Here is a 24,442-nt window from a genome sequence, read left to right as displayed (position 1 = left end):
ATAGGTTTTACTTACTTTTTAGTCTAATTTTCATTAAAATGTTTTAGCGGAATCTTATAATTTTATTGGAACAAGGGAGCAAAAGAATGCTAATACTAACTCGTAGAGTAGGTGAAACCCTAATGATCGGTGACGAAGTAACCGTTACTGTTCTAGGTGTTAAAGGGAATCAAGTTCGAATCGGTGTTAACGCACCAAAAGACGTTTCAGTGCATCGTGAAGAGATTTACATGCGTATTCAAGCTGAAAAGTCTAACCCTGAACCTGGCAATGCTTAATCAGCAATGTATATAACTTAGTTACATACTGAGTTATTGCCAAAAGCCACTCACTGAGTGGCTTTTTTGTGTATAAAATTAAGTGTTTCGGCAGTTAATATGTGCTTGGATATATACTGCATACCTTTTTTGTTTTTTAATAGTATGCCGCGCTCTGTGGTTATAACTTCGTTAATATCTGACCACAGAAGTTGGGTGTTTTTATAAAAGTTACTCGATTTAATCCCTTCTTCGTCAAAGGTAAGGGTGACCTCAGACCCCGAGGCTTTGCTTAGCATTTGTCTAGTAACCCACCAAGGACGGCGATAATAAAAGGCAATACATTCGAGTACCGCAACCATGATCAGAAAAGATCCTAGGTAATGATCGTCTAAACCATAAATTCCAAATAAACCGAGTGCTACTAATAGCGCCAATAAAAAGTATTTTGGTTGCGCGCGCTTGCTATGCGCAACTGATTCGTCAAAGCACTCATAAAAATAAGGCTTATCAAGCGTGTAGGTTGTTGTAAGTGTCATATAGAAGTTCTTAAAACATAGTTATATGCATTTTAACAAGCTAACCAGTAAATGCGCAGTTATATAATAAATAACTGCATAATAGATAAAGATATTGGCGTTTATTATTTATCAGATCCAACCTTTAATTTAGATATTATTTTATTACACACATAAAAAAACGGCTCATTTTAGAGCCGTTTTTTTAATAAATTAGAAGAATTAACAGTTAGTTTCTTCTGCATTTACACCTTCTTTTACTTCTTCACATGCATCTTCAACTTTGTTTTGCACGTCAGTTACTGCTTCGTCAATACGTTCACCAGCATCTTCTGCGTGGTTATCTTCACAGCCCATAATAAATAAACTTGCGAATAGGCCAATTAGTGCTGCTCTTAAAGTTGTCGAATTCATAATGTAATTCCTTGTAAATTTTGATTTAAATGATTTTTAATTAGTTTAAAACTTTAGTTTGTTACCTAGGGCTTTTTGCCACGTAGGGCACCCGATACTAAAGATATAACTAAAAGTATTAAAAATATAAAAAATATAATTTTTGCAATACCCGCTGCGGCGCCTGCTATACCACCAAAACCTAACACTGCAGCAATTAAAGCAATTACTAAAAAAGTGATTGTCCAGCGTAACATTGTATTCTCCTTGGTTTATCAAATTTGCTCAATGGATATGATGCGAGTTACGTGCCATTGTTTTTTTTGCTTTTAAATCAATGGCTTGCTTTTATTTGTGTTATTTCAGCGTGCACTCAATGGTAAGTTTTACGCTTTGCTATGTAATTTATTCATACTGATACAAGTGATTATGGATGTTAGTTTTTTATAAGAGAAGTTAGCGCATATTGATTTTTAGAATTGAGTTTAAGAGCTATTAAATTGCAGTTCGAGACTTACGAGCATAGCGGGCTTAATAACAGCGGCTATTTAAATGGTTGAATAATTAACAAATATATTTGGTAAGACCAATTGCCAGTGGTGAAATTACTTTATGCTAATAGAACTGTTAACGCTTTACTTTAAGTGCATTATTAACGGTTTTTAGGTCGCCTATATAACTTTTATTTATATTCACTATTTTTATTATCTATGTAATAGCGCGTATCTAGTCCTTTTTGTAGTGTTAAGTTAATTAATAGCATGTTAGTTTTGTTTAAATTGGTTTTACCAATTTACAGGCTATAGACAAAACACTGTTTTTTGTTATTATTCGGTGAATAATTATTTACGTAAAATGATTTTTTATTTTGATTTCGGTATAAGTTTTATAGGAGAGGAAAATGGATATCGCTGCTTTACTTACAACAGCAAGCAACTTAATGCTAACCGGTATGGTGGGGGTGTTTGTGTTTCTGTCATTATTAATTACCTGCGTTACGGTTATGTCTAAGCTGGTATCTCGCTTTGCAGAGCCTGAGCTTGCAATGCCTGCCAGAACACCGTCTTTTAAATCACAAGGTGTGCCTAATGAGCACATCGCCGCAATTAGTGCTGCCATTGCTCAGTACAAAACAAACAATAATTAAAGGAGCACTTAAATGGCTAAATTAAAATTAACAGAACTGGTACTACGTGATGCGCATCAATCATTGTTAGCAACTCGTATGCGCCTTGACGATATGCTACCGATTGCAAAAAAGCTTGATGATGCAGGTTATTGGTCTATTGAGTCGTGGGGTGGAGCTACGTTTGATTCGTGTATTCGTTATTTAGGTGAAGATCCTTGGGAGCGTATTCGCGCACTAAAAAAAGCGATGCCAAATACCAAACAGCAAATGCTATTACGCGGTCAAAATTTATTAGGTTACCGCCATTATGCTGACGATGTAGTAGAAAAATTTGTAGAGCGTGCCCATAAAAATGGCGTTGATGTATTTCGTATATTTGATGCAATGAACGATGTACGTAATCTTGAAACGGCAATTAAAGCGGCTATAAAAGTAGGCGCACATGCCCAAGGGACTATTTCTTATACAGTAAGCCCTGTTCATACGCTTGATATGTGGTTAACGCTAGCTAAGCAGTTGGAAGATTTAGGCTGTCATTCAATTTGTATTAAAGATATGGCGGGTTTATTAAAGCCGTACGATGCTGAAAAACTAATTAAAGCACTAAAAGAAACTGTATCTATTCCAATTGCAATGCAGTGCCACGCCACAACAGGTTTAAGTACTGCGACTTATCAAAAAGCGATTGATGCAGGCATTGATATGCTTGATACCGCAATTTCATCTATGAGTATGACTTACGGACACACCGCAACTGAAACTATTGTATCGATAGTTGAAGGGACTGAGCGTGATACTGAGCTTGATTTAAATCACCTTGAAGAAATTGCTGCTTACTTTAGAGATGTACGTAAAAAATACGCGGCATTTGAAGGTAGCTTAAAAGGGGTTGATGGCCGTATTTTACTCGCGCAAGTACCTGGTGGCATGTTAACTAACATGGAAAACCAGCTTAAAGAGCAAGGCGCAGCAGATAAGCTTAATGAAGTTTTACTTGAGATCCCACGTGTACGAGAAGATTTAGGCTTTTTACCGCTTGTTACACCAACGTCGCAAATTGTAGGCACTCAAGCGGTACTTAATGTACTAACGGGTGAGCGCTATAAAACAATTACTAAAGAAACAGCTGGCGTATTAAAAGGTGAATATGGCCTAACACCAGCACCTATGAATAAAGAGCTACAAGAGCGTGTGCTTGATGGAGCAGAGGTAATTACTTGTCGTCCTGCAGATAATATTGCACCTGAGCTTGCAACGCTTGAGGCTGAATTATTAAAAGAAGTACAAGAGCAAGGTTTAACTCTTGCTGATGAGCAAATTGATGACGTACTAACGTATGCATTATTCCCACAGGTTGGTTTGAAGTTTATTAAAAACCGTAACAACCCAGATGCATTTGAGCCAGTTCCTTGTGTTGAAGATAAAAGTAATAAAGCTCCCTCTAAATCAGCTTCAAATAACAACAGCGTTAAAGCTGAGCAATACAGCGTAAAAGTAGACGGTAAGGTTTACGACGTTGTTGTAGCTCAAGGCGGCGAGCTTAAAGAAGTTACATTAAAAGACTCAGAACATATTCCTCAGTCTGCTTCGGTTGCATCAGGCGAAACACTTAACGCCCCTTTAGCCGGTAATATTTTTAAGATAAAGGTAAAAGCAGGGCAAGTTGTGAATGAAGGTGATGTAGTGATTATTATGGAAGCCATGAAAATGGAAACTGAAATACGCGCTACGCACACCGGAACAATTGCTGAAGTGTTAGTTGGTGAAGGCGATGCTGTAACTACCGGCGACGCTATGATTGCATTAGCTTAGGAGTAAATAGAGGATGGATGGTATTTTAAACCTCTGGCATGCCACAGGCATTGCTAACTTTACATTTCCAGCGTTGATTATGATTGCGGTAGGCTGTTTATTATTGTTTTTGGCAATAGCCAAAAAATTTGAGCCCCTATTATTATTACCTATCGGCTTTGGTGCAATATTAACTAATATTCCGGTGGCAGGTTTATCCGACCCCGGCGGCTTACTGCATTATGTGTATTATGTAGGTATTGATACCGGTATTTTTCCACTATTAATATTTATGGGAGTAGGCGCGTTAACTGATTTTAGTGCGCTAATTGCTAACCCTCGTATGTTGCTATTAGGTGCAGCTGCACAGTTTGGTATTTTTGCGACTTTGTTTGGCGCTATTTTACTTAACTATGTACCTGGTTTTGAATTTAGCCTGCAAGATGCGTCGGCTATTGCGATAATTGGTGGAGCTGATGGCCCAACCGCTATATTTTTAGCCTCTAAACTGGCACCCGACTTGTTAGGTGCGATTGCGGTAGCTGCTTATTCGTATATGGCATTAGTGCCAATTATTCAGCCGCCAATTATGCGCGCATTAACCACGGTTGAAGAGCGCCAAATAAAAATGCCAGAGCTGCGTAAAGTATCTAAAAAAGAGAAAATTATTTTTCCGTTAATGGTACTTAGCTTAACAGCAATGTTTTTACCTGCGGCGATACCTCTGGTTGGTATGTTTTGTTTAGGTAACTTAATGCGAGAGTCGGGTGTTGTTGATAGATTAAGTAACAGTGCTCAAAACGAAATCATCAATGTTACAACTATATTTTTAGGTTTAGCTGTAGGCTCAAAGCTTGCTGCAGATAAGTTTTTAACTGTTGAGACGATTGGTATTTTAGTGCTTGGCGCACTGGCTTTTGCTATAGGTACAGCCTCGGGCGTATTTATGGCTAAAGGGTTAAATAAAATATCTAAAACGCCGATTAATCCATTAATTGGTGCTGCGGGAGTATCGGCTGTACCCATGGCGGCGCGCGTAGTAAATAAAGTAGGCCTTGAGAGCAATCCACATAACTTTTTACTTATGCATGCAATGGGGCCAAATGTTGCCGGAGTACTAGGCAGTGCAGTTGCAGCAGGTATTTTATTAGCACTTGTTGGCTAACATCAATTTTAAAATCCAACCGATTAGCGCAGTTTACTGCGCTTTTTTTTATGCTTAATTTATTGACTGTTTTTGTTACAGTAAGCTACTTGTAATTAATTAAGGATAGCCGGCATGCATGACACTCCTTTGGCAAAATATTTACCTAATGTTAGCAAGCTCATATTTGGTTGTATGGGACTTGGGGGAGGCTGGAATAAAGACCCCTTAACTAATACTCATACCCAGCAGGCACATGTTTGTATAGATACAGCAATAGCCGGTGGCATTAATTTTTTTGATCACGCCGATATTTATACATTTGGTAAAGCTGAGCAGGTGTTTGGCCAAGTCCTTAAGCAGCGCCCAGAGCTGAGAGAGCAAATTTATATCCAGTCAAAGTGCGGAATTCGTTTTGCCGATGAGCAAGGGCCAAAGCGCTACGACTTATCAAAGCAATGGATTGAGCAATCAGTAGAGGGCTCTCTTAAGCGGTTAAATACTGATTATTTAGATGTACTTATGCTGCACAGACCCGACCCTTTGATACAAGTTGAAGAAGTAGCTCAGGTATTTAGTCGCTTAAAAGAAAGTGGCAAAGTACGTCATTTTGCGGTGTCTAATATGTCGCAGCAACAAATACAGTTTTTACAAACAGCCCTTGATATGCCCATAGTTGCCAACCAAATTGAAGCAAGCTTAAAGCAATCAGCCTGGGTTGATGAGGGGGTATATGTCGGTAACCGCGATGGCAAAGACATTAACTTTACTCCCGGCTTTATAGAATATTGCACCGAGCAGGAAATACAAATTCAAAGCTGGGGTAGCTTATGCCAAGGATTATATTCAGGAAAACAGCTGCAAAATGCATCACCTGCAGATATTAATACCGCTATATTAGTTAATAAGTTAGCAGCACTTTATAGCACGTCTGCCGAGGCTATTGTATTGGCTTGGTTACTGCGCCATCCGGCATTAATTCAACCGGTAATAGGCACAACTAATGCTAAGCGACTGGCTGCATCGTGCAGCGCTGTAAATATAGAATTAACCCGAGAGCATTGGTATGCATTATATGTCAGCGCCAAAGGGCACGAGTTACCCTAATTTAGACCCCCACTTAAGGTATTACTATGAATATATTCGTTATTTTAATTAGCTTGTTTGTCGCATTGTTAATATTAATTCCGTTATTAGAAAAGTATCAAAGTAAAATAGGCTTAGATGGCGCTAAAAAATACAGTAAGTATATATGGCCACTGGTAATGGTATCGTTAGTGGTACAGCTAATTTATGTATTAATGAATTAGTGTGTCAGTCTATTATTCATAGGCAAAAAAATTATAGGTACAAAAAAGCCTTTGCAAGTTACCTAGCAAAGGCTTTTTTAATAATGATTTAATGTTACTTAAGTGCTAACTGTAGTTCGCGGTTGCGCTCTAACTGGGCAATAAAGTTATCAGCAATAGGCTTAAACTTGGCAAGCTCTGCACGTGGCAGCGGCTCTGACTTAGGCAATTTAACGGTTTTAGGATTACGATGAACACCATTAACTAAAAATTCATAGTGTAAGTGGGCACCGGTCACACGACCAGTAGAGCCAACAGTACCGAGTTGCTCACCTTGCTTAATTTTTTGCCCTGTTTTTACTAGGCGTTTATTAAGGTGCAAGTACTTAGTTACGTACTGTGTGCCATGGCTAATAAATACATAGTTACCATTATATTTACTGTAACCCGATTTAATAACTTTACCATTACCTGAGGCAACTACCGGCGTGCCAGTGCGCGCCGCAAAGTCTATACCGCGATGCGCTCTAACTTGCCCCGTTACTGGGTGCAAACGTCGCGGGTTAAAGCTTGAGCTTATATATTTAAAACTAACTGGTGCACGTAAAAATGCTTTTTTCATGCTGCGCCCTTCAGGAGTATAAAAACTACCGTCAGTGTGGCGAATTGCAGCATAGCGCTGGCCTTGGTTAACAAATTCCGCAGCAATAATTTTACCAGTACCAATAAACTCACCATCTACATAGTGAGATTCATAAATTAAACCAAACCCATCGCCTTTGCGAATATCGTTAGCAAAATCTACATCCCAACCAAATATATCGGCAAAGTTCATTATTTGGCGCTCGCTTAAACCTGCAGCTATTGCTGAAGTCCAAAAGCTACTAGAAATTTCGCCGCCTACTGTTTTAGTTAGTGTTTCTATTTCTTTACTATCGATTGAAGTGTCGTATTGCCCTTCATCGTTTAAGGTAACAAATAAAGTGTCTGTTTTTGAAATAACGTAACGCAGCTGTGCTAAATCGCCATCTTTTGCAGTGGCAAAACTCAGTGTTTCACCCGGGTGAATTTTAGTAAGTTTGCGAGTTTCTGCGTTAGTGTTAATTAATTTATGTAACGTTTGAGCTGAAAAGCCAGCACGTTTAAAAATAATAGCTAAGTTATCTCCATTTTTTACTTGGTGATCAACAAAGTCGTATTCTGGCAGCTTGTCTGCTGCTTGCTCTGAGTTTAACGCAGTTAATTTTTCGTTGTCATCAACTTTAACTTGTAACTCATAGCGCTTGCCAATTTCTAGCGTGTTTTCACTATTGTCTTTGGATGCAGTGGCTTTTTCAGAAGGGAGAAAAGCTAAGCCAGCAATAGCAGAAACTAAGCCTAAAATAAGCAATTTGTGTTTTTTGGGGAGCGTGTGAACCACGTGAACCATAACGTGCCTTTTTCTGCTGTCAAGAAAATTAATAGATTATCTTGCAGGATATAACGAATAATGTACGAATACTAGTATTTTGTAGATTTAAACTAATGCTAAATTAAGCTAAAATCACAGGGCTTATAGGCATCTTAGTATTAAAGCAGCTTATGATCTAGGTGTTTTATTAATCTAGAACTAGGGCTAAACCGCGGTATTTTTGAGCAAAATAATAAAACAATGATGCATCATCACGTTAGTAATTTAAAAACCAAAGCTGCAGCTGTTTGTGCTGTTTTTAAAGTGTTGCAAACAGTTATCTTTACTCGTTTATGCAACTTATGCCGCTTTGCCTTATTTAGTGACGCTATCGTTTAAAAAGTTGTTTTAATTAGGTAATAATTTGCTATCTTAGTTACATAGGTTTATTGACTCTAAAAGTGCTACTTATCTAGTAATAAGCCGCGAGCATATTAATAATTAACCCCTTCGTTAACAGAATTTTTTGGAGTAACACACAGTGGATTTACAAACCGCTCTTGCAGAGATAAAACGCGGTACAGAAGAGATATTAATTGAAGATGAGTTAGTTGAAAAATTAAAATCTGGAAAAAAACTAAAAATTAAAGCGGGCTTTGATCCAACCGCGCCTGATTTACACTTAGGTCACACGGTACTTATTAATAAAATGAAAACCTTTCAGGACTTAGGTCATGAGGTTGTATTTTTAATTGGTGACTTTACCGGTATGATTGGCGACCCAACAGGTAAAAACGTAACGCGTAAGCCGCTTACTCGCGAAGACGTGCTTGCTAATGCTGAGACTTATAAAGAGCAAGTATTTAAAATTCTTGATCCTGCAAAAACCACGGTCGCATTTAATTCTACCTGGATGGAAAATTTAGGCGCAGCTGGAATGATCAAACTTGCAGCACGCCAAACCGTTGCGCGTATGTTAGAGCGTGATGATTTTAAAAAGCGTTACGCTAGTGGCCAGTCTATTGCTATTCATGAGTTTTTATATCCGTTAGTGCAAGGTTGGGATTCGGTTGCACTTGAGGCTGATGTAGAGCTCGGTGGTACTGATCAGCGCTTTAACCTGCTAATGGGTCGTGAGCTACAAAAAGACGAAGGCCAAAAACCACAAACAGTAATAATGACGCCGTTATTAGAGGGCACCGATGGGGTGCAAAAAATGTCTAAATCGTTGGGTAACTATATAGGTATTACCGATGCGCCTAACGATATGTTTGGTAAAATAATGTCGATTAGTGATGTGCTAATGTGGCGTTACTACGACTTATTAAGCGGGCTGTCGATTGCTGGTATTAACGCGCAAAAAGAGCGTGTAGAGCAAGGTACAAATCCTCGTGATATTAAAATTGAGTTAGCAAAAGAGCTTATTGCGCGCTTTCATAGTGAAGCCGATGCACAAGCAGCTCATGATGACTTTATTCAGCGCTTTCAGAAAAAAGCTCTGCCGGATGAAATACCTGAACTAACAGTAACCATTGAGCAAGACAGCATTTTAATTGCTAACTTGCTTAAAGAAGCTAACTTAGTTGCTAGTACATCAGAAGCAATGCGCATGATTAAGCAAGGTGCAGTTAAGCTCAACGGCGAAGATAAAATTACAGACACTAAACTTGAAATAGCAAAAGGCAGTACGGCTATTTACCAAGTAGGTAAGCGTAAGTTTGCAAATATTACTGTAGCGTAAAGCTAAACGGTAAAACGCTAAAAACCAGCCACGGCTGGTTTTTTTGTGCTTATATTTTTTGTATTTTTAATAATAGGTGTGTAACTCGCCCTTAGCTAAATGTTTTTAAGTATTTCTATGCAAACAACGACCAGTAACCAAAATACCCGCGCTTGATTTAGTCTATTAATAGTAATCGGCACGTCCTCAGCAATAGGGAGGCGTTCGGTACCAATACGCATTTTGTTAAAACGTTCGCCAAAATACACTGCAGGCCCGCCTAGTTGTACGCCTAATGATGCAGAGCAAGTGCTTAAAAGCCACCCGGTATTAGTTTGATAAAAGTGCCTGCCATAATGCTTTATATAATGCATGCTTAGCTTGCTCGCTTTACTGGCTGCAATAGTCAGTGCCAATAAGCGCATAGGAATAAATTCAATAATAAACAAGGTAATTTTAAGCGGCTTTAAAAAAGGGCTGTTGGGTTTAATGTTACTGCGCCATGCCTGCTCAATTAAAGTAAGTAATCGATAGGCAAGCGCTGCAATAGGGCCAAGTACTAAAAAAACAAATATCACCACAAAGTAATATCTTGCAGTACGTAATATTAGGCTCTCTATTAAGGCTTTAATTATGCCTGCACCAGAGAGTTTAGTAACATCTCGGGCTACTAATGGCTTTAATAGCTCACGGGCGGCAGATTTTTGATTTTGTTTGGTAAGCTTAGCAATACGTAGTGCTTTTTTATCAATAGCTTTACTCTCAAGGCATAAATATAAAATAAGCCCGGCGAGTAATTCAGGGTAAAATGCAAATTCCAGTAGTAATACAATAATAATAAGTACCACACTTAAAATAAGTGTACTGGCAAGGGCTGCGGCTAAATATTGATAGCTATTGGGTTCTGCTGCTTTATAAATACGCTTACCAATAGCGCTAAAAATAGCCGTTAAAGCGGTGTTAGGATGATACCAACTAACAAGTGGTAAAAAGCGCTCAGCAAGGAGCGCCATTATAAATACAATAAAGTCCAAGTGATTTTGAACCATATTGCTGAGCATTTACAGTGAAACTGCCGTTAGCTTTTCAAGTAACGCCACTACCATTTTAGATGAATTGATTGATGCTGTTTCTAGGTATTCTTCAAACGACTGCGGCGACTCTTTGCCGGCAATATCTGACATCGAGCGAATAACCACAAACGGTGTATTAAGTGTATGACAGGTTTGCGCAATTGATGCCCCTTCCATTTCTACTGCAAGCATTGTAGGAAAGTCGCTACGGGCTTTTTCAATACGTATTGGGTCACACATAAATATGTCGCCGGTACAAATTAAACCAACTAAGGTTTTTACGTCACTAATTTGCGCAATAGTTTGCTCTGCGGCAGCCACTAATTTAGGGTGTGCTGCAAAACCTGCTGGCATTTGTGGTACTTGACCTATTTCGTAACCAAAGGCAGTTACATCAACATCATGATGACGAACTTCTGACGAAATAACTACATCGCCCACATTTAATGACGGATCAAAGCCGCCGGCAGAGCCGGTGTTAATTACGCAATCAGGGGCGAAGTTGTCAATAAGTAATGTAGTTGCAATAGTTGATGCTACTTTACCAATACCAGATTGAACCAATGTTACTGTGTTACCTGCTAATTCACCGGTATAAAAAGTAAAACCAGCTTTAGTTAAAGTTTGTGGATTTTGCATTGCTTCGCGCAAAATTTTAACTTCTGGCTCCATTGCGCCAATAATACCAACATTCATAGTGTTAAGTTCCTGAGTTTGAATGCGCTGATTATACGTGAAGTTAGCGCTAAAAAACAAAAAAGCGAGCAGTTTTACTTTGCTCGCTTTTTATTATGTTATTTACGTTAAATTTCGGCTAGTGCTGTAGAGTGCGCTTTAGCTTGAGAAGGTGATAGCACCGCTGGTTTTTGAACTCGGGTACGAATAGGGCGAGCTGTTTGCGTAGCCGCAGGTTTGCCGAGTTTAAACATAATAGCGTCGCGTACTTCACTTGGGCGATAGCCTGATTTTACTTTCATACGAATATGCGGGATGCCAGCGGCCTCTAATGCGCCATTAACAAACCAGTCGCGTTGTGCTTTATGGCCATCTTTATTGGCATTGTTTACTAAGTCTACGGCTGCCACTATGGTCATTTTTTCTTTATCGACTAGCACAAAATCAAGCTGTTTATTTTTAGCTTTAGCCATTGCTGCACGCTTAGACTTTGCCGATAAACCTTGTTTGCAATCAATCACGTCGATTAGTTTTACACGACTAACAATTTTATACTGATCGCCCACTGCGCGTTCTAATAAATTTAAAAAAGCACTTTCTACTTGAGTAAATACATTTTGCTTGCGGGTAAAAGGATAAGGGTTTCCGCCATCATCGTTAAACTTTGACGCAACAACAGAGGCCCCAACAACTAATACTAAAATTGATAATAAAGCGAATTCCATACGGTAACTCCATAACAACAAATTGACACTGCTTAAGTAAAGCAATTAACGTGCCTAAATTAGTTAGTTAAGTAGTATGTTCCCGTATGGATATTGAACACTGCAAAATAAGAACTTAAGCTCTATAACCGCCAGCAACGCCTTTAACTGCAATAGCGAGTGCGTCGTGCGCATGCAGCGATTCGTAATGATTTATTTGTAACCAGTAATCACTGTATTGCTGTGTTTCTAGTAGCGCTTTAATTTTACGAGCAGCATCTTCACAAAACATTAAATTTTGACCATTTAGGCGGGCAAACTCTTGTTCATCTTCACGTTTCACTGCCGCTTGTACTGGCGTTTTTAATTCATCTTCAATCGTGTTAATTAAATTAACTACGTCAAATTGAGTAATATTACTGTCGAGCTTTACTTTTACATTAGCAATTGAGCGCTGCGAGTGTGGGGTGGCTACAATACCTTGCGTAGTACCTAGCCATTCTAGTGCTTCTTTTTGACTGAGGGTTTCTTGACTGAATTTTTCGGCAAATGCATTTTGTATCAGCTGACGCGCAAGTGCCGCTGAACATGGGCAAGTTGATGAATAGGTTACATCAACACTTAGCTCGTAATTAATAACACCTTGTTCAATTGTGCTGGTTAATATAACGGGGTAACTTTTCCAGCCAGCCTTGCCGCTTAATAACGATTTACGGCGCAGTGGTAATTCAAACTTAAATTCTATAAGTGCTTTATCACTTAAGCCTTCGTGGCTACTAATAAAAAAATCGAGCGCTTGAGCTAATGTTTGAGGATTAACTTGCTGCTCAGTAGAGAGCGTGTCGAGCGCTAAAAATAAGCGCGACATATGAATGCCTTTTGCATCTTCTTTGTGTAAGTTTACAAAAGCGCGGGCTTTAGCATTAACAGTAACTGGCGTTATGCCATGCGACTCAAAAATAAATGGCAGTTCAATTTCACCCATTCCCACCCAGTCTAATGTACCAGTTTGTAAGGCGGGAGCCGTGTTAGCTATATCGGGCATATTAGTTTGCATGGTGTGTTACTCGTTATTAGCAATAATAAAGCGCCGCATTTTACACTAAATAATTTATTGCTGGAATGATGAGTTGTAGCCAGCTAATGATTCAAACAATAAATATTAGAGTTTTTATCGCACAACATGAAAATAGCTGATAGAAAATGCTAAAATTAACCATAACATGCAATTTAAACCTTTTTGTAATTAAGCTAAGAGACACACTGATATATGACCGATTCCTCTTTGAGCCCTTGGGCTCGAGTTCTTTCTAGTTTAATAACTCGGTTTGGTGAGTTTAAAACTGCAGCCATTTGCTATGCTTTGTTATTGGCAGTTTCGCTTGTTTTATCAAGTATGTTTTATTATGTTGCCGTTGGAGAAGTTAATCTTGTTGATATATTAGCAGTGGTATTTTTTACCTCTGTGGTATCGCCTCTGGTTATAAGCGTGCTAATAAATTCAATCAGGCAACTAGATGCCTCCTATGCATATTTAGACAGTGCGACAAAACAAGAAAAGCTACTCAATCAAACATTAAAAGATAATATAAATCGCTTAAATGTAGAAATTGATGAGCGTAAAATGGCGTTCCATGCCAAGCACCGGGCAATAGAAGAGCTAAGAAAAGAAATTGCTGAGCGTAAAAAAACACAACAAGAGCTTGCCCAGCAAAGTATGCTACAGCGCTCAATAGTAGACTCCTCCCCCGATTTATTTTATTACCGCGACGACAACGGTGTGTTTGCTGGCTGTAATAAAATGTTTGAAGAAGTAATGGGTAAAACCAGTGACGAATTAATCGGTAAGAGTGCTGAACAAATATTTCCTAATCAATTTTTATCTGAAGTTTTAAAAACCGATAAACAGGTAGAGCAAACTCATCAAGCATTAACTATAGATGTTCAATACGATGTGGGCGGCGAAACGCGTTGGTTTGAATTACGTAAATTGCCGTTTATTAATGATAAAGGTAAGTACATAGGTTTACTTGCATTTGGCCGTGATATTACGAGTCGTAAAGAGGCTGCAGAAGCACTTGAAACAGCCTACAAGGATAAAGGTAAATTTATTGCCACTTTGAGCCATGAGTTGCGTACACCACTTAATGGCATTGTTGGTTTAACACGTATGTTGCTTGATACAGAGCTTAATAAACAGCAGCGTAGTTGGTGTAATACGGTGTTTTCGAGTGCCGAAACACTAGGTAATATATTTAACGACATTATAGATTTAGACAAAATAGACAGAGAGCAGTTAGATATTGCAACTAATGCTATAAACGTATCAGACTTTATTAACGATGTGGTTAACTTTGCAGGCCTAATTGCTGAACAAAAAGATCTTTCTTTTGATATTAAACGCTTAGGCATGCTAGATATTTATGCGCAACTAGATCCAACCCGACTTCGCCAAGTTGTTTGGAACTTAATAAATAATGCGGTTAAATTTACTCATAAGGGCAGTGTAACCCTTACCTGTATTCGTGAAAATCGAGATGATGGCCCTTGGCTTACCATGAAAATATCAGACACCGGAGAAGGCATACCAGCCGAACAGCTCTCTCGTATTTTTGATATGTATTATAAAGCGCCAGATCTTAAAGGCACCAATGCTATTGGTTCTGGCATTGGCTTAGCAGTAACCAAAGCCTTAGTTGATGCAATGCAGGGGATTATTTCGGTTAATAGTACCGAAGGCGAGGGGAGCTGCTTTATAGTAGAAATACCGCTAATTTTATGTAGCGCACCCACTGAGAATAGTTATGTAGGACGCAGCTTAAATATACTGTTAGTAGAAGATGTGCCGTTAAATGCCGAAATTGCGACTAACTTACTTGAACAGCGTGGTCATGAAGTTATTTGGGCTGAGACCGGCGAAGATGCATTGTCTTTTGTAGAAACTGAAGACGATTTAGATTTGATCTTACTTGATATGCAGTTACCCGATATAAACGGTGATGAAGTAGCAAGGCAAATAAGAGCCGATAGCCATTTTGATAAACTACCTATTGTAGCGCTTACCGCAAATGTGCGCAGTGCAGAGCAAGAGCTAGAGGGGATTTCAATCCAAGGAGCGCTCGCTAAGCCTATCAATACGGTAAAACTAGATAAAATATTGGCTGATTTATTTGGTATAAAACAAACAAGAAGTAATGAGCCACAATTAAAAGTAAGTACAGCAGCGCTTGCTGACATTAATGCACATTTACTTGATGTTGAAACTATAGAAGACTTTGTAAACTCAATGGGTTTGGTGGTGTTTAAACGCAGTAGTCAGTTATTTGAAAAACTCAATCCCCAATATCAGCAAGAGTTACTTACCTCGTTAAACTCAGGCGACAGAGAAGAATATAAATCAGTTGCACATAAGCTTAAAGGTGCTGCGGGATCTGTAGGCTTAAATGATGTGCAATTGCATGCAAAAGTAATGGAGTATGGTGCGCTGGATGAATCTGACGAGGTGTTAAAGCAGTGGTTAGATGTTTTAGCAGACAAAATAAATGAAGGACAGCATGCCCTTCATTTATTCTTACAGCAATTAGAGTAACTAATTAGCTGTCGATTTTACCAATGAAGCGATAACCTTCACCATGAATGGTGCTGATCAACTCAGTTGTTGAGTTGTCGCTTTCAAAGTGCTTACGAATACGACGAATTGTAACATCAACTGTTCTATCGTTTGCACGTAGCTCACGGCCAGTCATGTGTTTAATTAATTGCTCACGGCTAAAAATACGACCTGGAGAGTCAAGCATTAAACGCAGTGCTCTGTATTCGCCTTTAGGTAGACGTTTTGCGTCTCCACCTGGAGAAGTAAGACAGCGACTGTTTTCGTCAAGTTCCCAACCGTTAAACGTAATTACACCATTTGTTTCAAGTGCAGACTCTTCACCACCTAGGGCAGTACGAGTAATTAAATTACGCGCACGAATAGTTAATTCGCGAGGATTAAACGGTTTAGTAATATAGTCATCAGCACCAATTTCTAGGCCTAAAATACGATCTACATCATTGTCACGGCCTGTTAAGAAAATAAGACCGACTTTGCGTTTTTGGCGTAACTCACGTGCTAAAATTAGCCCGTTTTTACCCGGTAGATTGATATCCATAACTACAAGATTGACGTCGTCATTATTTGTAAGCTTATCATGCATGTCATCGCCATCAATGGCTTCAATAACTTTGTAACCTTCAGCTTCAAATAAACTAACGAGGTTTAGTCTAGTTACGTCTTCATCCTCTACTATCAGAATGACTGGCGTTTGCATTTTTAATTAACCTTTTGGTGTGTTTTATTTATAAAAAAAACCGGTATAGTTTTATAAACCGATTACTAAAAGAGTATAGGATTATATCTAATTGTTAACAAGTAAAAACAATTAGAGAAAAACAGCAGGATCCGCACAGCCTACTTAAAAGGTATAGAGTAAAGCTACTGTTTAATTGATCTTTAAAATTGGATGCATATTTTGAATTATTAAAGTCAAAGCCATTTCCCTTTAGTAATTGATACATCCATCAATCAGGTAAAGATACTTAAAATAATCAGACTAATTCAAAACGAAATTATATCACTTTCCAACCTTTCATCAATGTATGTGATATCTTAAAAGCATTAAAGTTCAGAAAATATTTAACTTTAAGCAGTTAATTCACTAAATAATATAGTTGAATAACGAATGCTCTATTAATGAGGTCATAAAGTTAAAATTCAAGAGCATGCTTATAATTAATCAGTACGTTGTTTAAGCTGTGGTGTTGTTGGTGAGTGTCGTTTTTACTTTGACTATAAAAGCTGTCTTACGCTCAGAGTTTACTTGGATATTACTTAACAGGTTTGCCAGCAGATAGACGGCTTGAAATAGTTCTCGTACCTTATCCTTATTTATTTGTTATAAAAAGGTCAAATACTTGATTTTACTATTCCCCTCAATATTTTGACTATTATTGCTAAGCGGTAAAAATTCAGGAGGGTAATTAATTTTATAAATAAGTTTGAGCACTTGAGGTGCTCAAACATGAGCATTATTAACTGCTGTAAACGGCAAACTTATTATTTTTAAACACGGTGTGATAGTTATCAAATTGCGCTTCTAAAATTGGCGGGTATTTTAAAAAGCTATTAGCAACAATATTCAACTTACCTGCTTTAGTTAGGTGCTGTTTAGCATTGGCTAAAAAGGTTTCAGCCACTGTGTAGTCGGTTGCAATACCGGTATGAAAAGGTGGGTTACTAATAATAAGATCGAACTTACCTGTAATGTTAGTAAGTCCATCACTTAAGAGGGCTTCGCCTTTAATGTTATTAAGCTTAAGGGTTTGCGTTGTTGCATAGATTGCCAAAGCGCTCACATCACTACAAACAAAGCTCAATGCCGGATTTTGCAGCCCTAAATAAGTTGCAATTAAGCCAGCGCCACAACCAAAATCGAGCACAGTACCTTGCTTAATAAACGGAGCGTTTTCAAGCAATATTTTAGTGCCAACATCTAAATTACCGTGATTAAATACCCCAGGAATACTGATAGCGGTAAATTCGCTATCGGCCACACTGACCGTAAATGGCTTATGATAATCGCTAATATTAAACTGACTAAGTTGTTTAAGCTCTGCAAATGAATATAAAACACAGTGCTTTGCTGAGTCTATTTTATTACTAAAATTAGCTTTATCAGTAAGCTGTTTTTCTATTGATTTAACACCACTCTTATTTTCGCCAACCACCAGTAACTCAGCATCTGCTGTAATTACTGCGCGTATATTATCAAGCGCCATAAGAACTTCAGGTTTTGATTTTGGATAGTAAAGAACCACTAAATCAAAGTCGTTACCGCTAATACAGTGGTTTACACATACATCAACGCCGGGTGTGTTTTTGGCAAATTCGCCATTAGCATGATTGTAGCTAAAGGCGGTTATTTTACTCTCTGGGTTGCGCTTTTTAAGCTCGGCTAAAAAGCCATCTTGAACAAAGTTGACCACCAATATAGATTTCCCAACTAACTTTTCGCTATTGCGAAGTAACAGTAGGCTTGGATTGGTTAATACGCTCATAAATGGCTTTACCTTACAGATTATATAATTTACAGAGTTATGTACTTAACCTAAATGTAGGTTAAGGTATTTATTATCCGAAATACAGATTACTTAGTGCGTTCAAACATTAAATCCCACACACCATGACCTAAACGATGGCCGCGTTGCTCAAACTTGGTTAACGGGCGTAAATCAGGGCGTGGTACGTAGTCGTTTGTTGTTGACTGGTTTTTAAAGCCAGGCGCAGCTTGCATTACTTCAAGCATATGCTCAGCATAATTTTCCCAGTCGGTAGCCATATGAAAAACACCGCCCATTTTTAACTGTGAACGTAATTTTTCAACAAACTCGCCTTGTACAATACGGCGTTTATGGTGACGCTTTTTATGCCAAGGATCAGGGAAAAACAATTGTAAGGTTGTTAAACTTTCATCTGCTATACAATCGGCTAAAACTTCAACCGCATCGTGTTCAAAAATACGCAGATTAGTAATACCCGCTTCATCAGCATCCATTAAACAAGCACCAACGCCTGGGCGGTGTACTTCTATGCCAATAAAGTTTAAATGCGGGGCATTTTTTGCCATTTCAACCAGTGATTTGCCCATACCAAAACCAATTTCTAGCACTACATCATTGTTATTGCCAAAAACTTCGCTTAAATCAAGCATGCCATTTTTATGCTCTAAGCCCATTATTGGCCAGCATTTTTCGATAGCGGCAGCTTGGCCTTTGGTTAAACGACCTTCGCGCTTTACAAAACTACGAATAGTGCGGATATACTTACCTTCTTGCTTTGCTTGCTCAAGATTAGTGTTACTTGATTCACTCATATTATTGGCCTGACAAAAATAACTGGTTTAAAAAATGGTTGCGTATTATCCCTGACCAAGCCATGGATAACAAGCTCTAGCTGATTTTACTAGGTGTATAGAGGCGCTATAGCTTGATCTTTTCACTAACTGCAATAAACTGAGCCGCCATTGAGCATACGTAAAAAGTAAACTATTTTGGATTTAAATAAACAGCAGTCTGATTGGTTTTCTAACCAAGTGGTTGATTGGTATCATCTTCATGGTAGAAAAACGCTGCCGTGGCAGTTAGCAAAAACACCCTATAAAGTATGGGTGTCTGAAGTGATGTTACAACAAACTCAAGTAGTGACCGTTATCCCTTATTTTGAAAGGTTTATGCAAAGCTTTCCCGATATTATTGCTTTAGCTAACGCCGATGAAGATCAGGTGCTGCATCACTGGACTGGTTTAGGGTATTACGCAAGGGCACGTAACTTACATAAAACAGCTAAAATAGTTCGTGACAAGTATCAGGGGCAGTTTCCTACAACGCTTGAAGAGGTTATTGATTTACCCGGAATAGGGCGCTCTACAGCCGGTGCAGTGTTATCACTTTCACTTGGGCAGCATCACCCCATACTCGATGGTAATGTTAAGCGAGTATTAGCCCGTTTTTTTATGGTTGAAGGCTGGTATGGTGTTAAAAAAGTCGAAAGCCAACTTTGGCATTTGAGCGAGCAGCTAACGCCTAAAAATAACGTAACCGAGTTTAATCAAGCTATGATGGATTTAGGCTCGAGCTTATGTTCGCGTAGTCGTTTTGACTGCCCTGCATGTCCGTTAAGTAGCCGCTGTGGTGCATTTAAAACGCAGCAGGTAAAAACATTCCCACACTCAAAACCTAAAAAAGCAGTGCCGAAAAAAAGCTGCCATCAGTTAATTATTAAACATGATGATAAAGTGCTCATGGAAAAACGGCCTAACTCAGGAATATGGGGCGGGTTGTTTGGCTTTTTTGAGTTTAATGAATTGAGCGAACTAGAGGTGTTTATAGCGCAGCAAGGGCTAACAGCTGACTTAGTGGCGCTTGAACCCTTTACCCATATATTTTCGCACTTTGAACTTACTATTAATCCACATGTGCTAAATGTAGTACAAATTCCAGATGTAATTAACGACCGACAATTAGTTTGGTACCCACTAGATCAGTCAATTGAGGTGGGTTTAGCAGCACCAACTAAAAAGTTGGTTAAACAAATTGCACCAATAGGTTAGACTTGTTTATAACTATCGCTAAAGAGAATTAATTATGGCACGTACAGTATTTTGTCAAAAGTTACAAAAAGAAGCTGAAGGGCTTGGATTTCAATTATATCCTGGCGAAATAGGCGAAAAAATCTTTAACAATATCTCTAAAGAGGCTTGGGCGCAGTGGCAGCACAAGCAAACAATGCTGATTAACGAAAAGCATTTAAATATGATGGACCCAGAGCATCGTAGCTTTTTAGAGCAGCAAATGGTTGGTTTTTTGTTTGAAAACAAAGAAGTAGAAATTGAAGGCTACAAACCACCAGAAAAGTAATTGTTATGTGGAATAAAAAAAGGGCTAAATAGCCCTTTTTTTATACCTAAATTAATTAACTCGGTTGTTCTTGCTGCTCGGCACTTTTAATTTGCTCTTTTAAAAATTGAGCAGCTTTAGAATATTCAATTTCTAATTGATCTCTTAAATCAATTAACTTATCGCTGTTTAGTTCATCTGTTTTACATTGCTCTTCAAACACGACGGCCAGTTCAGCGACGCGATGCGCCCCAATGGTTTTAGATATAGACTTTAATTGATGACACCCCTCAAGAATCTCATTAACGTTGCTTTGCATAACACCAAAGTTAATCGACTTTATTAGCTCTTGGCTCTGCTCTAAATACATTTTAAAGAAACGTATTTTCTTCGCGTCATCGCCATTAATGTATTTAGCTACTGAATCCATATCTATTGGCATTGCTGGCTTTTGATGTGGTATGTCTATGCTCTTGTGATTACTTTTTTCATTCCAGCGTATTAGTGTACTTTCTAAAACGTTAAGCTCAACAGGCTTAGTAATAAAGTCGTTAATACCAACAGCTAAACAGCGTTCTTTTTCACCTTTTAAAGAGTTGGCTGTCACGGCAATTATATAAGGCTGTGAAATAACCGAACCTAGCATTTCGGCCTCATTGCGGATTTTTTCGACCATATCGTAGCCCGACATTATCGGCATATGTAAATCGGTTAAAATGAGCGAATAGTTACCTTTTCGCCACATATTAATCCCTTCCTCACCGTTATTAGCTACTTCAACACCGTAACCTAAGATGTGCAGTTGATCAGTTATAACTTGCTGATTCAAAAGGTTGTCTTCAACTAGTAAAATAAGCTTGTTAGCGGCTAAAGCTTGCTCTGTAGTTAAATGGTTATCGTATGCTATGGTTTTTTTAATGTGCTTAGGCTGATGTAAACCTGCAGCTACAAGTATTGATAGCATAAAGTTAGACTTACATAATGGCGTTGCGTTAATATAAAAAATATTTTTATGATTAATAGCTGCATCATCTAGCTTGCTTAAAACGACAACCTGCTGATTATTATCCTCTAAAGAGTAAAGTAAACGCCTTAAAAATGCATTTATGCTGTCCATATCATCAATGCCATCAACAACCCAAATGATATCTTTAGCGTCGTGCAGAGACTCAATTTCTTGCTCGTTGTGCACATAAGTTATTTTGGCGCCCATAAATGATAAATAACGATAGATTACTTTTTCACGGTCAACATTATTACTCACTACAACAATATGCCTGCCATCTAAACTATTTTTATGTGCGAACTTAATTTTACCCGAAGTACTAAATGGCAGCTCCACGATGAATTCACTGCCTATGCCAATATTACTATTAACCGATATAGTACCTAACATTAACTCGGTTAAACTTTTACAAATTGACAATCCAAGGCCGGTTCCACCGTATTCTCTGGTTATTGAGCTTTCCGCTTGAATAAACGGATTAAATATTTCTCTTAATTGCGCTTGGCTCATGCCTTTACCATTATCGGTTACACAAAAACGTAAAGTGAAGTGTTCTGCTGTGTTGTGAGCTACCTCTACAGAGATATTAACTTGCCCCTTATGCGATTCACTCGTGCTGGTAAACTTAATCGCATTGCTGCATAGGTTATATAGTATCTGGCGTACTCGAGTGTTATCACCAATAAGGTTAATAGGGATATCAGGGGCAATCGATAGATTTAAATCGAGATCACGGTGTTTAGCGATAGAAGAAAGTACGCGCACCACTTCTTCAATCGTATCGGTTACAGAAAACGGGATCGGGTCAATATTTAGTTTGCCTGCTTCAATTTTAGAAAAATCTAAAATGTCGTCCAAAATACTCAGTAAAGAAAAAGCAGATTCACGAATAATGGTACTAAGCCGATATTGTGAACCGTCTAAATTTGTTTGGCGCAGTAAATCTATAGTTCCTATAACGCCATTCATAGGGGTTCTAATTTCATGACTCATAGTTGCTAAAAAGGTCGTTTTAGTTTCACTTGCTTTTTGCGCATTTAAAGTTTCTTTTTCAAGTGCAAGAGTTCGAGTTTGCACTTCAATTTCAAGATTGTTTTGCAGTTTTTGTAATTCTTTTCGAGTTTTTTCATTCTCAGATAAAGCTGCTTGTACTTTTTTCAATAAAAAATTAATATTTAGTGCAATCACATTTAAGCCATTACCTAACTGCTCATTTACAGTGCTGTTAAAATTACTGCTATCAGTTACAGCCTGTAATTCTTCGCTAAGCAAGCCCGTACTCTTACGTAAACGGTTATTAATATATTGGTTTAATAGCAATGCTAATACAAATAATGTAATAACCGCTATACAAGCCATAAAATAGGCGCTCAATAATGACGTTTGTTTAGTTAAAGTGGGAGGGGATTTTTTTTGTTTTAAAATAAGCTCGCCAATAGGTTGATCGTTAAGCGTTAAAACTTTATGTAAAACACCTTGATCAACTAAATGCTCGTTAAGTTTAATAGCAGCAATTGCAGGTTTGTTAGTACTATATACCAGCTCCGTTTGTGATGTAGCGCTAAAGCGATATAGCGTGTATTCAAAGTTGTCACTAAATACAGAGGTAAGCTCAAGCAGCTCTTGTACTTTACCTTGTCCGTATATAGTTAAAGCGTCGATTAGAGGAGCTTCTAGCTTGTTAGCCAGTGAAGTGATGTCAATAAGCGGTGCGCTCTTTTTAGTATCCACTTCACTTTGAGAATAAAGTGAAAAGGCAATTATAAACAGTGTGGTTATAATTACATTGCTTAATAAAAAAAGAGGTAACAAACCTTTTATCACTGAAGAGAACTTACTCTGCATGGATTTTTCCTAATTGGTATATTAATAACACGGTAAGCCTTTACCGTACTTTGGGATAAACAAAAACAAGTAAAAATAACTCGCCGCAACTTTAGCATAGTTTAGATTAAAATTATGGTGCTACTTTTCACTTGTTTGTAGTATAAATGAGCAGTGTTAATTAAAAAAGACCCGAGTTGCATAAAAACCGTGCAAACAGTTATAAAGAATGAAAAAAAAGTTGACTTGTAACAGCAAAACTCGTTTAATACGCCGCACGCCCAGATAGCTCAGTCGGTAGAGCAGAGGATTGAAAATCCTCGTGTCCGTGGTTCGATTCCGCGTCTGGGCACCATTATTAAATAATAGTGTTTGAAATCAAAGATATTAAACAGTATTATGCGTGCCTTAGCACACAGTTTTGTGTGCCGACTTAGCTCAGCTGGTAGAGCAACTGACTTGTAATCAGTAGGTCAACCGTTCGACTCGGTTAGTCGGCACCATTTATTTACTAAATTAGTTTAGTAAAAAGTTAGCTTAGAAAATTTAGTTAACTCGCACAGTTTATGTGCCTCGATAGCTCAGTCGGTAGAGCAGAGGATTGAAAATCCTCGTGTCCGTGGTTCGATTCCGCGTCGAGGCACCATTTATTAAAAGTTATCAATCTTTAAAATTGATAAAGTGCCTTAGCACACAGTTTTGTGTGCCGACTTAGCTCAGCTGGTAGAGCAACTGACTTGTAATCAGTAGGTCAACCGTTCGACTCGGTTAGTCGGCACCATTTATAATGTAATTTGAAAAGAAAGCTGTAATCAGTAGTCTGTTCAAGTTACCCGTCGACTCGGTTAGTCGGCACCATTTATTTACTAAATCAGTTTAGTAAAAAGTTAGCTTAGAATATTTAGTTAACTCGCACAGTTTATGTGCCTCGATAGCTCAGTCGGTAGAGCAGAGGATTGAAAATCCTCGTGTCCGTGGTTCGATTCCGCGTCGAGGCACCATTTATTAAAAAACCTCACATTTGTGAGGTTTTTTTGTTTATAAAGATTATTTATCCCTGCATCCCATACAGCTTAAAATTGTTCCAGACTAATTT

General features: G+C 38.3%; 22 protein-coding genes and 5 tRNA genes. 15 read left to right on the top strand and 12 right to left on the bottom strand.

Annotated features, from left to right (window positions below; all coding sequences use genetic code 11):
• Positions 1–86 precede the first annotated feature (86 nt).
• Positions 87–278 carry a carbon storage regulator CsrA gene (gene csrA / locus H5079_RS07540; protein WP_011327236.1) on the top strand — a complete coding sequence of 64 codons (192 nt, stop codon included), beginning with the start codon at positions 87–89 and terminating at the stop codon, positions 276–278.
• A gap of 50 nt (positions 279–328) precedes the next feature.
• On the opposite strand, the gene H5079_RS07535 is transcribed toward csrA, so the two are convergent.
• The 3 genes from H5079_RS07535 to H5079_RS07525 form a co-directional block, all read right to left on the bottom strand.
• Entirely contained in the window at positions 329–796 is a 468-nt protein-coding gene (locus H5079_RS07535; protein ID WP_011327237.1) for a YcxB family protein, read from the bottom strand.
• 201 nt (positions 797–997) lie between these two features.
• The gene (locus H5079_RS07530) at positions 998–1,189 is read right to left on the bottom strand and encodes a hypothetical protein (protein WP_011327238.1); all 192 of its coding nucleotides are present in this window, start codon (positions 1,187–1,189) and stop codon (positions 998–1,000) included.
• A gap of 65 nt (positions 1,190–1,254) precedes the next feature.
• The gene (locus H5079_RS07525; protein ID WP_011327239.1) at positions 1,255–1,425 is read right to left on the bottom strand and encodes a DUF1328 family protein; all 171 of its coding nucleotides are present in this window, start codon (positions 1,423–1,425) and stop codon (positions 1,255–1,257) included.
• Positions 1,426–2,069: 644 nt separating this feature from the next.
• On the opposite strand from H5079_RS07525, the gene H5079_RS07520 reads away from it, so the two are divergent.
• The 5 genes from H5079_RS07520 (at position 2,070) to H5079_RS07500 (ending at position 6,542) form a co-directional block, all read left to right on the top strand.
• Entirely contained in the window at positions 2,070–2,315 is a 246-nt protein-coding gene (locus tag H5079_RS07520; RefSeq protein WP_011327240.1) for an OadG family protein, read from the top strand.
• 12 nt (positions 2,316–2,327) lie between these two features.
• Positions 2,328–4,109, top strand: a complete 1,782-nt coding sequence (gene oadA / locus H5079_RS07515) for a sodium-extruding oxaloacetate decarboxylase subunit alpha (protein ID WP_011327241.1) — start codon at positions 2,328–2,330, stop codon at positions 4,107–4,109.
• A 13-nt stretch (positions 4,110–4,122) separates the two neighbouring features.
• A complete protein-coding gene (locus H5079_RS07510) occupies positions 4,123–5,253 on the top strand; it encodes a sodium ion-translocating decarboxylase subunit beta (RefSeq protein WP_011327242.1) in 1,131 nt (376 codons plus the stop codon).
• A 114-nt stretch (positions 5,254–5,367) separates the two neighbouring features.
• Positions 5,368–6,339, top strand: coding sequence for an aldo/keto reductase family oxidoreductase (locus H5079_RS07505; protein WP_089367777.1), 972 nt, complete (start codon positions 5,368–5,370; stop codon positions 6,337–6,339).
• A gap of 26 nt (positions 6,340–6,365) precedes the next feature.
• Positions 6,366–6,542 carry a hypothetical protein gene (locus tag H5079_RS07500; protein WP_011327244.1) on the top strand — a complete coding sequence of 59 codons (177 nt, stop codon included), beginning with the start codon at positions 6,366–6,368 and terminating at the stop codon, positions 6,540–6,542.
• 94 nt (positions 6,543–6,636) lie between these two features.
• Here H5079_RS07500 and H5079_RS07495 read toward each other — a convergent pair whose 3' ends face one another.
• A complete protein-coding gene (locus tag H5079_RS07495; RefSeq protein WP_011327245.1) occupies positions 6,637–7,950 on the bottom strand; it encodes a peptidoglycan DD-metalloendopeptidase family protein in 1,314 nt (437 codons plus the stop codon).
• 502 nt (positions 7,951–8,452) lie between these two features.
• On the opposite strand from H5079_RS07495, the gene tyrS reads away from it, so the two are divergent.
• A complete protein-coding gene (gene tyrS / locus H5079_RS07490) occupies positions 8,453–9,652 on the top strand; it encodes a tyrosine--tRNA ligase (RefSeq protein ID WP_011327246.1) in 1,200 nt (399 codons plus the stop codon).
• A 95-nt stretch (positions 9,653–9,747) separates the two neighbouring features.
• Here the strand turns inward: tyrS and H5079_RS07485 are convergent, their stop codons facing one another.
• The 4 genes from H5079_RS07485 to folE2 all read right to left on the bottom strand — a co-directional run bounded on the left by H5079_RS07485 (position 9,748) and on the right by folE2 (position 13,140).
• Positions 9,748–10,692 (bottom strand): cobalamin biosynthesis protein, encoded by a 945-nt coding sequence (locus H5079_RS07485; RefSeq protein WP_089367778.1) that lies wholly within the window; start codon positions 10,690–10,692, stop codon positions 9,748–9,750.
• The gene (gene mtnN, locus H5079_RS07480; RefSeq protein ID WP_011327248.1) at positions 10,693–11,400 is read right to left on the bottom strand and encodes a 5'-methylthioadenosine/S-adenosylhomocysteine nucleosidase; all 708 of its coding nucleotides are present in this window, start codon (positions 11,398–11,400) and stop codon (positions 10,693–10,695) included.
• Positions 11,401–11,507: 107 nt separating this feature from the next.
• Complete coding sequence (locus H5079_RS07475) at positions 11,508–12,104, bottom strand: DUF2726 domain-containing protein (protein WP_011327249.1); 597 nt, start codon at positions 12,102–12,104, stop codon at positions 11,508–11,510.
• A gap of 115 nt (positions 12,105–12,219) precedes the next feature.
• On the bottom strand, positions 12,220–13,140 hold the full coding sequence (folE2, locus tag H5079_RS07470; RefSeq protein WP_086993242.1) for a GTP cyclohydrolase FolE2: 921 nt from the start codon (positions 13,138–13,140) through the stop codon (positions 12,220–12,222).
• 213 nt (positions 13,141–13,353) lie between these two features.
• Between folE2 and arcB the strand changes: the two genes are divergently transcribed.
• Positions 13,354–15,672, top strand: a complete 2,319-nt coding sequence (gene arcB, locus H5079_RS07465) for an aerobic respiration two-component sensor histidine kinase ArcB (RefSeq protein ID WP_182683827.1) — start codon at positions 13,354–13,356, stop codon at positions 15,670–15,672.
• A gap of 4 nt (positions 15,673–15,676) precedes the next feature.
• Here the strand turns inward: arcB and arcA are convergent, their stop codons facing one another.
• The 3 genes from arcA to trmB form a co-directional block, all read right to left on the bottom strand.
• Entirely contained in the window at positions 15,677–16,393 is a 717-nt protein-coding gene (arcA, locus tag H5079_RS07460; protein ID WP_011327252.1) for a two-component system response regulator ArcA, read from the bottom strand.
• 760 nt (positions 16,394–17,153) lie between these two features.
• A complete protein-coding gene (locus H5079_RS07455) occupies positions 17,154–18,179 on the bottom strand; it encodes a methyltransferase (RefSeq protein ID WP_182683826.1) in 1,026 nt (341 codons plus the stop codon).
• Positions 18,180–18,268: 89 nt separating this feature from the next.
• Positions 18,269–18,994 (bottom strand): tRNA (guanosine(46)-N7)-methyltransferase TrmB, encoded by a 726-nt coding sequence (gene trmB / locus H5079_RS07450; RefSeq protein ID WP_011327254.1) that lies wholly within the window; start codon positions 18,992–18,994, stop codon positions 18,269–18,271.
• A gap of 174 nt (positions 18,995–19,168) precedes the next feature.
• Here trmB and mutY point away from each other — a divergent pair, with 174 nt between their 5' ends.
• Both mutY and H5079_RS07440 read left to right on the top strand, forming a co-directional pair.
• Positions 19,169–20,230, top strand: a complete 1,062-nt coding sequence (mutY, locus tag H5079_RS07445) for an A/G-specific adenine glycosylase (RefSeq protein WP_182683844.1) — start codon at positions 19,169–19,171, stop codon at positions 20,228–20,230.
• 34 nt (positions 20,231–20,264) lie between these two features.
• Positions 20,265–20,537, top strand: coding sequence for an oxidative damage protection protein (locus H5079_RS07440; protein ID WP_011327256.1), 273 nt, complete (start codon positions 20,265–20,267; stop codon positions 20,535–20,537).
• Positions 20,538–20,592: 55 nt separating this feature from the next.
• Here H5079_RS07440 and H5079_RS07435 read toward each other — a convergent pair whose 3' ends face one another.
• Positions 20,593–23,367 carry a hybrid sensor histidine kinase/response regulator gene (locus H5079_RS07435; RefSeq protein WP_182683825.1) on the bottom strand — a complete coding sequence of 925 codons (2,775 nt, stop codon included), beginning with the start codon at positions 23,365–23,367 and terminating at the stop codon, positions 20,593–20,595.
• 258 nt (positions 23,368–23,625) lie between these two features.
• Between H5079_RS07435 and H5079_RS07430 the strand changes: the two genes are divergently transcribed.
• From H5079_RS07430 to H5079_RS07410, 5 genes are all read left to right on the top strand, one after another.
• Positions 23,626–23,701 (top strand) — tRNA-Phe (locus H5079_RS07430).
• Between the two features lie 72 nt (positions 23,702–23,773).
• A tRNA-Thr gene (locus H5079_RS07425) sits at positions 23,774–23,849 on the top strand.
• A gap of 67 nt (positions 23,850–23,916) precedes the next feature.
• Positions 23,917–23,992 (top strand) — tRNA-Phe (locus H5079_RS07420).
• A gap of 59 nt (positions 23,993–24,051) precedes the next feature.
• A tRNA-Thr gene (locus tag H5079_RS07415) sits at positions 24,052–24,127 on the top strand.
• 144 nt (positions 24,128–24,271) lie between these two features.
• Positions 24,272–24,347 (top strand) — tRNA-Phe (locus tag H5079_RS07410).
• The last annotated feature ends 95 nt before the right edge of the window (positions 24,348–24,442 follow it).

It is taken from the genome of Pseudoalteromonas sp. SG44-5, from assembly GCF_014164175.1.
Taxonomy (GTDB): Bacteria; Pseudomonadota; Gammaproteobacteria; order Enterobacterales; family Alteromonadaceae; genus Pseudoalteromonas; species Pseudoalteromonas nigrifaciens.
Note: the sequence above shows the minus strand (reverse complement) of the source record. Positions and strands in the feature narration are given on the sequence as shown.